Source organism: Carboxydothermus hydrogenoformans Z-2901, from assembly GCF_000012865.1.
In the GTDB taxonomy this organism is placed as follows: domain Bacteria; phylum Bacillota; class Z-2901; order Carboxydothermales; family Carboxydothermaceae; genus Carboxydothermus; species Carboxydothermus hydrogenoformans.
The window spans coordinates 2,386,205-2,401,520 of sequence record NC_007503.1 but is presented as its reverse complement, the minus strand read 5'-3'; the positions used below and the strand labels follow the sequence as shown (position 1 = coordinate 2,401,520).

The 15,316-nt window shown below is 42.5% G+C and carries 12 protein-coding genes and 1 other annotated feature; all 12 genes read left to right on the top strand.

Going from position 1 to position 15,316, the window contains the following annotated elements:
* Positions 1–219 precede the first annotated feature (219 nt).
* The 12 genes from dnaA (at position 220) to serS (ending at position 15,091) form a co-directional block, all read left to right on the top strand.
* Positions 220–1,584: a chromosomal replication initiator protein DnaA gene (gene dnaA, locus CHY_RS12490; RefSeq protein WP_011345563.1), complete on the top strand. Its 1,365-nt coding sequence runs from the start codon at positions 220–222 to the stop codon at positions 1,582–1,584.
* 203 nt (positions 1,585–1,787) lie between these two features.
* Positions 1,788–2,903, top strand: coding sequence for a DNA polymerase III subunit beta (gene dnaN / locus CHY_RS12485; protein WP_011345562.1), 1,116 nt, complete (start codon positions 1,788–1,790; stop codon positions 2,901–2,903).
* Between the two features lie 8 nt (positions 2,904–2,911).
* Positions 2,912–3,133, top strand: a complete 222-nt coding sequence (gene yaaA / locus CHY_RS12480; RefSeq protein ID WP_011345561.1) for a S4 domain-containing protein YaaA — start codon at positions 2,912–2,914, stop codon at positions 3,131–3,133.
* A gap of 1 nt (position 3,134) precedes the next feature.
* Complete coding sequence (recF, locus tag CHY_RS12475; protein ID WP_011345560.1) at positions 3,135–4,196, top strand: DNA replication/repair protein RecF; 1,062 nt, start codon at positions 3,135–3,137, stop codon at positions 4,194–4,196.
* A gap of 10 nt (positions 4,197–4,206) precedes the next feature.
* Complete coding sequence (gene remB, locus CHY_RS12470) at positions 4,207–4,473, top strand: extracellular matrix regulator RemB (RefSeq protein WP_011345559.1); 267 nt, start codon at positions 4,207–4,209, stop codon at positions 4,471–4,473.
* Between the two features lie 90 nt (positions 4,474–4,563).
* Complete coding sequence (gene gyrB / locus CHY_RS12465) at positions 4,564–6,471, top strand: DNA topoisomerase (ATP-hydrolyzing) subunit B (RefSeq protein WP_011345558.1); 1,908 nt, start codon at positions 4,564–4,566, stop codon at positions 6,469–6,471.
* Positions 6,472–6,495: 24 nt separating this feature from the next.
* On the top strand, positions 6,496–8,934 hold the full coding sequence (gene gyrA / locus CHY_RS12460; protein ID WP_011345557.1) for a DNA gyrase subunit A: 2,439 nt from the start codon (positions 6,496–6,498) through the stop codon (positions 8,932–8,934).
* 74 nt (positions 8,935–9,008) lie between these two features.
* A complete protein-coding gene (gene pdxS, locus CHY_RS12455) occupies positions 9,009–9,893 on the top strand; it encodes a pyridoxal 5'-phosphate synthase lyase subunit PdxS (RefSeq protein WP_011345556.1) in 885 nt (294 codons plus the stop codon).
* Between the two features lie 52 nt (positions 9,894–9,945).
* A complete protein-coding gene (pdxT, locus tag CHY_RS12450; protein WP_011345555.1) occupies positions 9,946–10,521 on the top strand; it encodes a pyridoxal 5'-phosphate synthase glutaminase subunit PdxT in 576 nt (191 codons plus the stop codon).
* 133 nt (positions 10,522–10,654) lie between these two features.
* Positions 10,655–10,867: a binding site (T-box leader), on the top strand.
* A 134-nt stretch (positions 10,868–11,001) separates the two neighbouring features.
* Positions 11,002–12,150: a pyridoxal-phosphate-dependent aminotransferase family protein gene (locus CHY_RS12445; protein WP_011345552.1), complete on the top strand. Its 1,149-nt coding sequence runs from the start codon at positions 11,002–11,004 to the stop codon at positions 12,148–12,150.
* Entirely contained in the window at positions 12,150–13,727 is a 1,578-nt protein-coding gene (gene serA, locus CHY_RS12440; RefSeq protein ID WP_011345551.1) for a phosphoglycerate dehydrogenase, read from the top strand. The genes CHY_RS12445 and serA overlap by 1 nt, the downstream gene beginning before the upstream one ends.
* Positions 13,728–13,816: 89 nt before the next feature.
* Positions 13,817–15,091: a serine--tRNA ligase gene (gene serS / locus CHY_RS12435; protein ID WP_011345550.1), complete on the top strand. Its 1,275-nt coding sequence runs from the start codon at positions 13,817–13,819 to the stop codon at positions 15,089–15,091.
* Positions 15,092–15,316 lie beyond the last annotated feature (225 nt).

Genomic DNA, 15,316 nt, shown 5'->3' with positions numbered 1-15,316 from the left:
GTGAATAACTTTTTAAATAATTATTGCAGGTTTATCGTTAGTTATGCTATTATTTTAATGAATTAATCATCTTGTGGATAACTTTTTGTAATAAGATATGCACAAATTGTGAATAAGTTGTGGAAAAACTGTTAGGATAATGTTTACATCAACCAGGTAGGATTTTTTCCTTCCTGGTTTTTAATGCCTTATAGACGTTTTTATTTCGGGAGGGTAATGATGTTGAAAAATCCGGTTGAAGAGCTTTGGGAACAGGTAATGGAAGTACTTAAAAATCACGTCAACAAACCAAGCTGGGACATGTGGATTAAAAGTATCAGGCCCCTTGGATTCTTAGAAAACACCATTTTAGTAGAGGTTCCCAATAAATTTGCCAAAGATTGGTTAGAAGAGCACTACGCCAGTTTAATTAAACATATTTTAAACTTAATTACCAATGAAGACATTAACTTTAAACTGGTCGTCCCCAATGAATCGGCAATAGAGGATAGCGAAGGAAAAACAAAAAGCAAGAAAAATTCACCCAAAAAACCAAGCAAATTTCTGGAGGAAGGAATCTTTTTTACCTTAAATCCCAAGTATACCTTTGAAACGTTTGTGGTGGGTAACTCCAACCGTTTTGCCCACGCCGCCTGTCTTGCAGTAGCCGAGTCTCCCGCTGAAGCGTATAATCCACTTTTTATCTACGGTGGCGTTGGCCTGGGTAAAACCCACCTCATGCATGCTATCGGCCATTACATTTTGAAAAATAAGCCGGAAATGAAAGTAGCGTACGTCACCACCGAAAAGTTCACCAATGATTTGATAAACTCAATCAAGGATGACACAACCGAAGAATTCAGAAACAAATATCGGAGCATAGACGTTTTACTAATAGATGATATACAGTTTTTAGAGAAAAAAGAACGAACTCAGGAAGAGTTTTTCCATACCTTCAACGCTTTATACGAAGCTAATAAACAAATCGTCATATCCAGTGACCGTACTCCCAAAGAACTTTCAACATTAGAGGATCGTTTAAGATCAAGGTTTGAGTGGGGTCTTATTACCGATATTCAACCTCCGGATTTGGAAACGAGAATTGCTATTCTTCGAAAAAAAGCCCAGCTGGATAATCTTCATGTAGATGATGCGGTTTTAAATTTCATCGCTAATGAGATTGTTTCTAATATTCGGGAATTAGAAGGAGCCTTAATTCGGGTTGTGGCCTATGCCGGCCTGCACGGCGAGCCAATTACCGTCGATTTGGCAGCAAAAGCATTAAAAGACTTACTTCCATCAAATCACGTTAAACCCATAACTATTCCCTTAATTCAACAGGTGGTAGCCAACTTTTATGGCTTGACCGTAGACGACTTAAAAGCCAAAAAACGAACCAAGTCGGTGGCATTTCCCCGTCAGGTTGCTATGTACTTATGCCGGGAGCTTACGGATGCCTCCCTGCCAAAGATCGGTGAGGAATTTGGCGGCCGGGACCACACCACCGTCATTCATGCGCACGAAAAAATTCAACAAGACCTCCAATCAGATCCAAACTTAAAAACCGTAATAAGGCAGCTTACCGAACAAATCCACAAAGCCTGATGAATAATTTTTAACATAAAATTTAAACTTTAGGTCAAAACGTCTTCTCTTTTTTAATTTTGTGTATAAAATTTTTGTTTTTAAACAGCTTATTCACAAGTGGATAGTTTAATTTTTAAAGATGTTTTTTTAAGTTTTCCACAATATCCACAAACCTGATTATTACTACGACTTTACAATCAGTTTTAAAAGGAGGATAAGGAATGAAGTTTACCTGCCCAACTTCCATTCTTTCCGAAAATATCTCTTTAGCGCAAAAAGCAGTTTCCACTAAAAGCCCATTTCCTGTTTTAACCGGTATTCTTTTTGAAGCTAACGAACAAAATAGCACCATTACCCTGACGGCCACCGATTTACAAATGTCCGTTGAGACTTCCTTTCCGGCAAAGATAATTGAGGGAGGCAGCGTGGTCCTTGCTTCAAAGTTCCTTGGAGATATAATTAAAAAACTTCCGGAAACGGAGTTAATGTTTGAATACCTGCCAAATGAAGGAAAATGCGTAATAAAATACGGTGCATCGGAAGTATCGGTTGCCACTTACCGGCCGGAGGAGTTTCCTAAAAATGAAGAAGTTATTGATGGTGAAAGCTTTTATATAAGCGGGGAAGAATTTTCCACCTTTATTAAACAAGTTCTGTTTGCCACGGGAACCGATGAATCAAGACCGGTATTTACCGGAGTTTTATTTGAAATAGTCGGTCAGGAACTTAGGTTAGTAGCCAGTGATACTCACCGGCTTGCCTTTAGAAAAACGTTTATTAAAAGAGAAGACACCGGCAAAAATATTAATGTGATCATTCCCAGCAGAACCTTACACGAGGCAGTAAGAATCTTTGGTACCGTTGACGAACTGTTAATAAAAATAAGCGAAGGGCAGGTAGAATTTTCTGGAAACGGTATTAAACTTACATCCCGCTTAATTGAAGGACAGTTTCCCAATTATCAACAGGTAATACCCACCGCTTTTAAATCTAACATTCTCATAAATAAAAAATATTTTTTGGACTCGCTGGAAAGGGCAGCGTTACTTCCGCGGGATAAAGACAAAACTCCCGTTGCCAAATTTTATTTGGAAAGGGAAAACATGATTATTACAAGCCAGTCCGAGTCCGGTTCTATCCGGGAAGAATTACCGATATCGTTAGAGGGGGAAGAGTTTACCGTAGCTTTTAATACGCGGTACTTAATTGATGTTTTAAAAGTTTTAGAAACGGAGGAAATTTATTTAAGTCTAACCGGGCCACTAAATCCAGGAGTGGTAAAACCGGTTAACGATGAGAACTATCTCTGTTTGGTACTCCCGGTTAGACCTTCATAGGTGGTGTTATGGAAAAAGTTTACATCCACACGGAATATATTGAGTTAGACTCTTTATTAAAATGGGCAAATATCGCCATGACCGGTGGCCAAGCCAAACAAATGATAAAAAGTGGCATGGTTTTGGTAAATGGCGTGGTTGAAACCCGGCGAAAGAAAAAAATATATCCCGGTGACCGGGTGGAAATAGCCGGAGGCCCTGTATTGATTGTGGAAGCAGAGGAGCGGTAACGTGTTTGTCGACCGACTCCAGCTTTTAAATTTTCGCAATTACGAGGAACTTTTAATAGATTTTTCTCCGGGGAAGATATTAATTTATGGGGCCAACGGTCAGGGTAAGACAAACTTGATTGAAGCGATTTATTATTTGGTAATCGGTAAGTCTTTTCGCGGAAAAGATAATTCTTTGATCCGTTTTGGAGCGGAAAGCTTTCAAATAGGAGCAAAAATCAGTAAAAACGGCCAAAAAACAACTTTAGGGGTGGAATACTCGGTAAAAGGTAAGTTTTTTTTAAAAAACGGCCAAAAACAAAAAAGCTTTAGCAGTATTTTGGGAAATCTTAAGGGAGTGTTATTTACCCCGGATGAGCCGGTGATTTTTTTTGGATTTCCGGCAAATCGAAGAAAAGCTTTAGATTTATTTTTAGCGCAAACTAGTAAAACATATCTTTTAAATTTAATTTATTACCAAAAAGTTTTAACCAATAAAAATGCTCTTTTAAAACAGGTATGGAATGTGGATAATTTAATTGAGGCTTGGAATTATAAGTTAGCGGAGTTTGGTGCAGAAATTATCAAGGAAAGGGAAAAGTGTTTAAAGATTTTAAATGATATAATAAATGAACTAAATGCTCAATTAAGGTTTTTACCCGGGAAAATCGAGGCTTCTTATAAAACCTCCGGGGCAGATGATAAAGAAAAAATTTTTGAGCTTTTAAAGCAAAAATATACCGAAGAAAAAGACAAAAAGCAGGCTTTGTTTGGACCTCATCGGGATGATTTAAATTTTTACGTAAACGGAAGAGATTTAAAAATATTTGGCTCTCAAGGCCAAAAAAAAGGCGCACTTTTGTTATTTAAACTTTCTCAGGCGGTATATATGGCAAAGGTTTCGGGAGAAAAACCGGTAGTACTTTTAGATGACCTTTATAGTGAATTTGATAAAGAAAAAAGAGAGGCCCTTGAAGGTTTTTTCTTAAAGTACAGTGATCAGGTATTTATAACTGCTACCGAACCCATTGATTTAAAAAATTACCATCAGGTAGTTTTCATCGAAAATGGAAAAGTATCTTAGGAGGAATAAGATGTTTTTACACTTGGGAAGCGATGTTGTGGTACCGGGGAAAGAGGTTATTGGAATTTTCGATATTGAAACCTTTTCTGCCAAGGATTATGGTAGACTTTTAAGCCATTTTTCGTTTAAACTTCCGGTAGAAAAAATTGGTGAAGAACCATTTAAGTCGTTGGTTTTAACCAACAATAAAATTTTTCTTACGCAAATTTCCTCCCTTACCTTAAAAAAACGGTGGGAAAACCTGGAATTGTTTTACGAAGAAGAAGATTGCCGTTAACATTATTTCGTCCAGACTGCAGCTTTGCTGCAGTTTTAATTTTTATGTTATAATAAATAAGATGAGGATATTTAAAAATGGAGGTTTTATATGGAATTAGAAAAAAACGGAATTAAATATGGCGCCGAGGAAATTCAGGTTTTAAAAGGTTTAGAAGGTGTAAGAAAAAGACCGGCGATGTATATCGGTAGCACCAACGAAAAGGGCTTACACCACTTGGTTTATGAAGTAGTGGATAACTCAATCGATGAAGCTTTGGCCGGGTTTTGTAATCGTATAGAAGTTATTATTCATAAAGACGGGAGTATTACCGTAGCTGATAACGGTAGAGGCATCCCCGTTGATATCCATCCGGAAGTGGGGAAACCGGCGGTAGAAGTTGTCTTAACCATGCTTCACGCTGGCGGAAAATTTGGTGGTGGAGGATACAAAGTATCCGGAGGATTGCACGGCGTTGGGGTATCGGTAGTAAACGCCCTTTCCGAGTGGCTTGAAGTTAGGATAAAGAGAGATGGTAACCTCTATTACCAAAAATTTTCCAGAGGCGAGCCGATTACGGAATTGAAAATTATTGGCAAAAGTAAGTCTACCGGAACAATTATTACTTTTAAACCCGATGCCGAAATCTTTGAAACGGTGGAATTTAACTACGATACGTTAGCGAAAAGGCTTTTGGAACTATCTTATTTAAATAAAAACGTCAAAATAATTTTAAAAGATGAGAGGATTAATAAAGAAGAAATTTTTGAGCATTCGGGCGGTATAAAGGATTACTTAAAATATTTAAATAAAAATAAAGAGCCTCTTCACAAAATTATTTATTTTGAAAAAGAAAAAGACGAAGTAGTTGTGGAAGTGGCCCTGCAATACTGCAACTCTTTTTCGGAAAATATCCTGTCCTTTACCAACAACATCAACACTACCGAAGGTGGAACCCACGAAATTGGCTTTAAAACAGCCCTTACCCGGGTGATAAACGATTATGCGAAAAAATACAACTTAATTAAAGAAAACAACCTCTCCCTCCAGGGGGAAGACATCAGGGAAGGATTAACGGCGATTATCAGCGTAAAAGTACCGGATCCGCAATTTGAAGGTCAGACAAAAACAAAGCTGGTAAATACGGAAGTTCGCAGCATTGTCGATAGTATTGTTTCCGATTACCTTTCCACTTACCTGGAAGAAAATCCTGCAGTAGGAAAGAAGTTAATTGAAAATGCAATCCGGGCAGCTCGGGCCCGGGAAGCGGCAAGAAAAGCCCGGGAGCTTGCCCGCAGGAAAACTGCCCTGGAATCCAACACCCTTCCCGGGAAACTCGCCGATTGCTCGGAAAAGGATCCTTCCCTCTGCGAGCTTTATTTGGTAGAGGGGGATTCAGCGGGAGGTTCGGCCAAGCAGGGAAGGGACCGAAGATTTCAGGCAATCCTGCCGCTTAGAGGTAAGATTTTAAATGTGGAAAAATCGAGGCTTGATAAAATTTTGGCCAATGAAGAAATAAGGGCGATGATTACCGCATTAGGTACTGGGGTTGATAAAGATTTTGATATTGAAAAAGCCCGTTACCACCGGTTAATTATCATGACCGATGCCGATGTCGACGGGGCGCATATTAGAACCCTTCTTTTAACCTTTTTTTACCGGTACTTAAGACCGTTAATAGAAAACGGTTACGTTTATATTGCCCAACCTCCACTTTATAAGGTAAAAAAAGGGAAGTTAGAAAAGTACCTGTACAGTGACGATGAACTGGAAAGATATTTAAACGAGATAGGCCGGGAAGGCGTTACCATTCAAAGATACAAAGGTCTTGGAGAAATGGACCCGGAACAGCTCTGGGAAACTACGATGAATCCCGAGACAAGGACTATTTTAAAAGTTACCCTGGAAGATGCAGCAAAAGCTGATGAGATTTTCACCATTTTAATGGGCGATAAAGTTGAACCGCGGCGGGAATTTATTGAAAAGAACGCCAAACTTGTCCGGAATCTGGATATTTAATTCTTAACTTTGAGGTGATTTATTTTGTTTAGTATTGGGAAGGTCTTGCCGGTTAAATTGGAAGAGGAAATGAAGTCAAGTTATTTGGATTATGCCATGAGTGTAATTGTCGGTCGGGCTTTACCCGATGTCCGCGATGGGTTAAAGCCCGTTCACCGGCGTATTTTATATGCCATGCATATTTTGGGGATGACTCCCGACAAACCCCACCGTAAATCGGCGCACATCGTGGGGGAGGTTTTGGGGAAATTCCACCCTCACGGTGACGTCGCGGTTTACGATGCCATGGTACGAATGGCCCAGGATTTTTCCACCCGCTATCCCTTAATTGATGGACACGGTAACTTTGGTTCGGTAGACGGTGATAGTGCTGCGGCAATGCGTTACACCGAGGCCCGCATGGCAAAAATAACGGTGGAGATGCTGCGGGATATTGACAAGGAAACCGTTGACTTTATGCCGAACTACGATAATTCGACCAAGGAGCCGGTAGTACTGCCGTCCAGGATTCCCAATCTTTTGGTCAATGGTTCTTCCGGAATTGCGGTGGGTATGGCCACCAACATTCCGCCCCATAATTTAAGAGAAGTAATCGACGGGGTTGTGAAAATGATTGATGACCCGGAAGTGGAAATCGGGGAGCTTATGAAAATCATCAAAGGTCCCGATTTTCCGACGGGCGGTAAGATTATGGGCCGGCAGGGAATTAGGCAGGCTTATACTACCGGTAGGGGAACGATTAAAGTTCGGGCGGTAACCACTTTTGAAAAATTAAGCGGAGGAAAAACAGCGATCATTGTTACCGAGCTTCCCTACCAGGTTAATAAAGCCAAGCTTATTGAAAAGATTGCCGAGCTGGTCCGGGATAAGAAAATCGATGGAATTGCGGATTTACGGGATGAATCGGACAGAAAGGGTATGCGCATTGTTATTGAATTAAAGCGGGATGCTAACCCCCAGGTTGTTTTAAATCAGCTCTTTAAACATACTCAGCTCCAGGATACCTTTGGTATTATCATGTTAGCGCTGGTGGACAATCAACCCAGGATTTTAAATTTAAAGGAAATTCTTTTTTACTACTTGGAGCATCAAAAAGATGTTGTAACGCGACGAACCCGGTATGACTTAAATAAAGCCGAAGAGCGGGCACACATTTTGGAAGGGTTGAAAATTGCCCTTGCTAACTTGGATGAGGTTATAAAAATCATCCGCGGCTCCAAAGATGTGGATACCGCTCGGGAGGGATTAATGAGCCGTTTTGGACTTACCGAAAAACAGGCTCAGGCCATCCTCGATATGCGGCTTCAAAGACTAACTGCCTTAGAGCGGGAAAAAATTGATGAAGAGTACCGGGAATTAATTAAGAAGATAGAATATTTTAACTCAATTTTAGCCGATGAGAGGGTACTTTTAGGGGTAATCCGTCAGGAACTTTTAGAAATTAAGGAAAAATACGGTGATGCCCGGCGGACGCAAATCACCAATGAAGAATCTATCTTTGATGAGGAAGATTTAATTGCCGAAGAGGACATGGTAATTACCATTACCCACCAGGGTTACATCAAGAGACTTCCGGTGGATACCTATAAAAACCAGCGCCGGGGTGGCCGCGGGGTTACCGCCATGGCTACCAAAGAAGAAGACTTTGTGCGGCATTTGTTTGTAACTTCTACCCATAATTACTTACTGTTCTTTACCAATAAAGGGAAGGTGTATCGTTTAAAGGTCCATGAGATACCCGAAGCCGGAAGACAGGCTAAGGGAACTCCTATCGTAAATTTACTTTATGTTGACCAGGACGAAAGGATTACCGCCATTATTCCGGTAAAAGAGTTTACCGATGACCATTATCTCTTTATGGTGACGAAAAACGGTATTGTGAAAAAGACCGTTTTATCCGAATACGATAGTTCCAGAAGAGACGGAATTATTGCTTTATCGTTAGAAGAAGGGGATAAGTTAATTGATGTTAAGCTTTCCACCGGGCAGGAAGAAGTAATTATTGGGACAAAAAAAGGAATGGCTATAAGATTTTCGGAAACCGATGTTCGCCCCATGGGCCGTACTGCCCGCGGAGTAAAAGGAATAACCCTAAGCCCCGGGGATGAGGTAATTGGTCTTGAAGTGGTGGACGAGCAGGCGGAACTTCTAACGGTAACTTCTAAGGGCTTTGGAAAAAAGACTCCTTTTAGCGAGTACCGGGTCCAGGGCCGGGGTGGTAAGGGTATTATTAATATGAAAGTAACCCAGAAAAATGGGGAAGTAGTTGGTATTGTTGCCGTACGTCCGGAAGATGAGGTAATGGCTATTTCCGGGGAAGGGATAATGATTCGGGTAAAAGCTGCGGAAATATCGACCCAGGGCAGGGCAACTCAGGGGGTTACTTTAATGAAACTCAATAAAGATGATCAATTGACGGCCGTAGCTAAGATTGCTGCCCAGGAAGACGAAGAAAATGATTAAAGTTTGAGGCTTGCAGAAAAAACCAAAATTAAGTTAAGATAAAAATTAATACCGTGTTTAGGAGGAGTCACAAAATGGGTGAAAAAGGAACATGGGTGGTTAAAAAGGGCCTTGCGGAAATGTTAAAAGGCGGCGTCATAATGGATGTCACCACTCCCGAACAGGCTAAAATTGCCGAAGAAGCCGGGGCCTGTGCGGTTATGGCTTTAGAAAGGGTACCGGCGGATATCCGGGCGGCGGGAGGAGTTGCTCGGATGGCTGATCCTAACGTGATTTTGCGAATCATGGATGCAGTAACCATACCGGTAATGGCCAAAGTTCGGATAGGACATTTTGTCGAAGCGCAGATTTTGGAAGCTCTCGGGGTTGATTACATTGACGAAAGTGAGGTTTTAACTCCTGCCGATGAACTTTTCCATATCGATAAGCATGCCTTTAAAGTGCCTTTTGTTTGCGGAGCCCGGAACTTAGGTGAAGCTTTGCGGCGGATTGGCGAAGGGGCTGCGATGATCAGGACCAAAGGTGAACCGGGAACGGGCAACGTAGTGGAGGCGGTTCGCCATATGCGGCAGGTAATGGGAGAAATCCGGCGGATTCAGAACATGCCCAGGGAAGAGCTAATGACTGCTGCCAAAGAAATGGGCGCTCCGTATGATTTAGTGTTATACGTCCATGAACACGGTCGGCTACCGGTGGTAAATTTTGCTGCCGGCGGTATTGCAACTCCTGCCGATGCGGCATTAATGATGCAGCTTGGTGCTGACGGTATTTTTGTGGGTTCGGGAATTTTTAAATCCAAAGATCCGGTGGGCAGAGCAAAAGCCATCGTAGCTGCTACTACTTATTATGACGACCCCAAAGTATTGGCTGAAGTTTCTAAAGGTTTAGGGGAAGCTATGCCCGGTATTGATATTAAGACCATTTCCCAAACCGAAAGAATGAGCGAGCGAGGCTGGTAACCTATAGGGACGGTTCTGTTAACGTGCTAATTAATAGAAGGAGGAAAAGGAGATGAAAATCGGGGTAATAGCAATGCAGGGGGCTTTTCGTGAACATGAGCAAACCCTGGCCCGGTTGGGGGTTGAAACGTTAAGAATTAGACGCCCTGAACAGCTATCTCAGATTGATGGGATAATTATTCCCGGGGGCGAAAGCACCACCATTGGAAAGCTTTTGGGGGACTTTAATTTAATGGAACCCCTGCGGGAAAGAATTTTAAGTGGTCTTCCGGTGTTTGGAACCTGTGCCGGAATGATCCTTTTGGCCAAGGAAATAGAAAACAGCAACCAGCCGAGAATAGGAACGATGGATATAAAAGTTGCCAGAAACGCTTTTGGCCGGCAGGTGGATAGTTTTGAAGTAGATCTGGAAATACCCGAAGTGGGTCAGGAGCCGGTGCGGGCGGTTTTCATCCGGGCGCCGTATATATTAGAGGTGAAGCCCAGCGTTCAGGTACTGGCTAAAGTAGATGATAAAATAGTTATGGCCCGGCAGGATAACATGTTGGTTTCGGCATTCCATCCGGAGTTAACCGATGACTTGCGGATTCACCGTTATTTCATTGAAAAAGTTTGTAAAGGCTTATAGTTAATGGTAAAGCGCACAATTTGGTGCGCTTAATTTTTTCCAAAGACCAATCTTTAAAAAAATAAAATGTATACACAATTACCCCCTTGACAAAACTGTTTGCAATCTTTTAGATTAATAAGCAAAATAAATTGTAAACTCTATGCCGGGGAGTAGTAGCAAGCCTCTTCCCTGAAGAGAGCCGGTGGCTGGTGGAAACCGGTGGGAATGCTTTGCGAATCCGCCCCCAAGAGGTACCGGCGAAAGTAAAGTAGCCGGTAACGGCCGAGCCGTTAACCAAACGAGGTGGGCAGAGTTATTCTGCCAAGAAGGGTGGCACCGCGAAAGGACTCCTTTCGTCCCTTGAGGGATGAAAGGAGTTTTTTGTTTAGGGGTTTGGGGCAGGAGATTAGAAAAGGAAAATTTTTAAACATCAAAAGTAAATATTTTTCATTAAAGCATAAATTTTAAAAATTTTACATTTTAAAGGGAGGGTTTTTCGTGCAAAAAAAATATCTTATGATTCCCGGACCTACACCTATTCCGCCGGAGGTTACCTTGGCCATGAGCCGGCCGATGATTGGCCACCGGAGCGGTGATTTTGCCAAGCTGCATGAGCGGGTGGTAGCAAAGTTAAAACAGGTTTTTAAAACGCAAAATGACATTTTTATTCTCACCAACTCCGGTACCGGAGGCATGGAAATGGCCGTAGCCAACGTTGTAAATCCGGGAGATGAGGTTTTGGCTTTATCCACCGGTAATTTTGGTGAACGATTTGCCAAGATTGCCAAGGAATACGGTGCCAAAGTCGATATGGTAGATTTTGGCTGGGGTAATGCGGTGGATTTAGCGGTGGTCGAGGAAAAGTTAAGGCAGAATCCCAATTACAAGGCGGTTTTGGCTACCCACAATGAAACATCAACCGGGGTTAAAAACGATATCGCCGGGATTGCGGCATTAACCAAAAACCACCGGGCGGTACTTATCGTTGATGCGGTTTCAAGTTTAGGAGGCATGGAGTTTGATACCGATGGCTGGGGAGTGGATGTGGTAGTTACTGGTTCCCAAAAAGCGCTTATGCTGCCTCCGGGCTTAGCGTTTATTTCCTTCAGTCAAAAAGCATTAGAGGCAGCTCAGGATAACAAAAACCCGAAATTTTATTTTAGCTTACCGGCGGCTAAGAAAGCCTTGGCGGAATGGAATACCGCTTATACACCGGCAGTATCGCTGTTTTTCGGGCTGGAAGCGGCTCTTGATTTAATCTTAGAGGAAGGTCTGGACAAGGTAATTAAGAGGCATAAATTACTGGCAAAAGCCTGCCGGGAAGGAGTAAAAGCTTTAGGTTTAAAACTTTTCCCGGCGGAGGAAAATGCTTCCGATACGGTAACGGCAGTAGCCGGGGATGACCGTTATGATCCGGAACAGTTAAGAAAAGTGTTAAGAACCAAATACGGCGTTACCTTTGCCGGTGGCCAAAAAGACCTGAAAGGTAAGATTTTTAGAATTGGTCATATGGGTTATGTTGATAAGCTCGATATTATTGTGGCAATAGGAGCATTAGAAATGGCCTTAAAAGAAATTGGCTATCCGGTGGAGCTGGGTGCTGGTGTTAAAAAGGCAATGGAAGTAATTACCGGAGGTGAAGCGTAGTGCGAATTCTGGCTTCCGACCCGATAGCGGAAAAGGGCTTAAATATTTTACGGGAAGAAGGATTTATAGTTGACGAAAAAACAAAGCTTTCGGAAGAAGAATTAATTAAAATTATTCCCCAGTACGATGCGTTAATTGTTCGGAGCGAAACAAAGGTTACCGCAAGAATTATTGAAGCCGCAGAAAACTTAAAGATAATAGGACGGGCCGGGGTAGGGGTAGATAACATTGACCTGGCTGCTGCATCCAAAAAAGGAATTATTGTGGTTAATTCCCCGGAAGGTAATACAATTGCGGCGGCGGAGCATACCTTTGCCCTGATGATGGCCTTACTAAGAAATATTCCCCAGGCCCACGCTGCCTTAAAAGAAGGAAAATGGCTGAGAAAAGAGTTTACCGGCTATGAGCTCCGGGGCAAGACGGTGGGGATTATCGGCCTTGGCCGGATAGGAACGGCGGTAGCCAAAAGAGTTAAAGCCTTTGAAACCCGGGTAATCGGTTATGACCCCTTTATTTCCGAAGAACGGGCTCAAATGCTTGGTATTACGTTAATGTCATTAGAAGAACTTTTACAAAATTCCGATATTGTTACCATGCACCTTCCTTTAAATAACGAAACCCGGAATTTAATCAACCGGGAGCGGTTAAAGCTCATGAAAAAGTCAGCGTTTATCATCAATTGCGCCCGGGGAGGAATTATTGACGAAGAAGCGCTGTACGAAGCGTTAAAAGCCGGAGAAATTGCCGGAGCGGCACTGGATGTTTTTAGCAAGGAGCCTCTTACCGAGTCTCCTTTATTTGAGCTCCCAAACGTGATTGTAACTCCCCACCTGGGAGCTTCTACTAAAGAAGCACAGATTAACGTCGCTATCGATGTGGCCCGGGAAATTGCCAGCGTATTAAAGGGCGGGCTTGCCCAGAATGCCGTTAACTTCCCGGCGATGGACAAAGAAAGCTATCAACGGCTAAAGCCTTACATTAATCTTGCAGAAAAACTCGGAAACTTCCTGGCCCAGATTTTATCGGGAGGGCTTCTGGCCGCGGAAATAGTTTACAATGGTTCGGCTTTTAAAGAAGAAACCCGTCCTTTAACCTTAGCTGCCTTAAAAGGATTATTAGATCCGCTTTTGATGGAAAGGGTAAATTATGTTAATGCGCCGGTAGTTGCCAAAGAAAGAGGAATTAAAGTCAGGGAAACGGTAATGGAAAACGGTGCGGATTACACCAACCTCATTACCTTAAAAGTAACTACCGAAAAGGGTGAACGAATTATTGCCGGAACTTTGTTCAGAAATAATGAGCCGCGAATTGTCCAAATAGACCAGTACCGGGTTGATGTGGTACCCGAAGGGTATAAACTTTTTGTTCCGCATAAAGACCAGCCTTTAATGATTGGAAAAGTTGGCATAATCTTGGGGGAAAAGGGAATAAATATTGCCGGAATGCAGCTTGGCCGAATAACTCCCGGCGGAGATGCGGTCATGGTTTTATCGCTGGATCATCCGGCGGATGGTGACAGCATTAAAGCAATTGCAGCAATTCCGGGGATTTATGAAGTAAAGGCGGTGAGTTTATAACTTTACCTTTAAAATTTTCAAATGCCGTAAAAAATGTTATAATGAACGTGAAAAATTTACCAAAACGGAAGTAATAGGGGGATTTGTAAATGCTCGATATTAAAAAAGTACGGCAAAACCCGGAAATAGTGGTGGAAGCATTAAAAAAGCGGGGGGCAAACTTAAACCTCGATGAGTTTTTGCGCTTGGATGAAGAGCGAAGAAAGCTTTTGGTGGATGTTGAGCAAAAAAAATATAAGAGAAACACCGTTTCCGAAGAAATTGGCAGGCTTAAAAAACAGGGGCTCCCGGCGGATGATTTAATCTTAGAAATGCGGGCGTTATCCGATGAAATTAAGAAACTTGATGATGAAGTGGCCCAAATTGAAGAAAAGTTACATGCCATCCTTCTTACTATTCCCAATATCCCCCACGAGTCGGTGCCGGTTGGTAAAGACAGCAGCGAAAATGTAGAAGTGCGGCGGTGGGGTGAACCGCGAAAGTTTACCTTTACCCCAAAGGCCCACTGGGAAATAGGGGAAGAGTTAGATATCCTGGATTTTGCCCGGGGGAGTAAGGTAACCGGGGCCCGCTTTACTTTCTACAAAGGTTTAGGGGCGATGTTGGAGCGGGCGGTTATTAACTTTATGCTTGACCTCCACACCCGGGAACACGGCTACGTCGAGGTATTTCCACCGTTTATCGTCAATGCCGATTCGATGATGGGTACCGGGCAGCTGCCAAAGTTTGCTGAAGATATGTTTAAACTTGAAGGGTTAAATTATTACCTTATTCCCACGGCGGAAGTACCGGTAACTAACCTTTACCGGGAAGAAATTTTAGACGGGGATAAGCTTCCCATATACCACTGTGCTTACAGCGCATGCTTTAGAGCGGAAGCGGGAGCGGCCGGACGGGATACCCGGGGCTTAATCCGCCAGCACCAGTTTAATAAAGTAGAGTTAGTTAAGTTTGTCAAACCGGAAAACTCGTATGAGGAGCTGGAAAAACTCACCCGGGATGCGGAAAGGGTCCTGCAACTTTTGGGACTACCTTACCGGGTGGTGGTGCTTTGCACCGGGGACCTGGGCTTTAGTGCTGCCAAAACTTACGACATAGAAGTATGGCTTCCCAGTTACAATGATTATAAAGAAATATCTTCCTGCAGTAATTTTGAAGATTTCCAGGCCCGGCGGGCTAAGATCCGCTACAAAGAGCATCCCAAGGCCAAGCCGGAGTTTGTCCACACCTTAAACGGCTCGGGCCTGGCGGTGGGCCGGACGGTGGCGGCTATTTTAGAAAATTATCAGAATGAAGATGGTTCGGTTACGGTACCGGAAGTTTTACGGCCTTATATGGGAGTGGACCGGATTTATAAAAAATAAGGCGTGGGTTTTATGGAAAAATTTTTACGCTTAAAAGAGGTTTGTGATAGCGACCTTGATATCGGGGCAGTTTTTTTTGCGAGACCTTCCTGAGGGACGAAATAGGACTATTTTATATGCGGATATTTATAATGAATTAAAAGATATTTTCTTACCCTTTACCTTGGACTTAACAAAAATCCTTTACTTGACACTTTTGTTTGAGCTGTGATATATTATTTATGC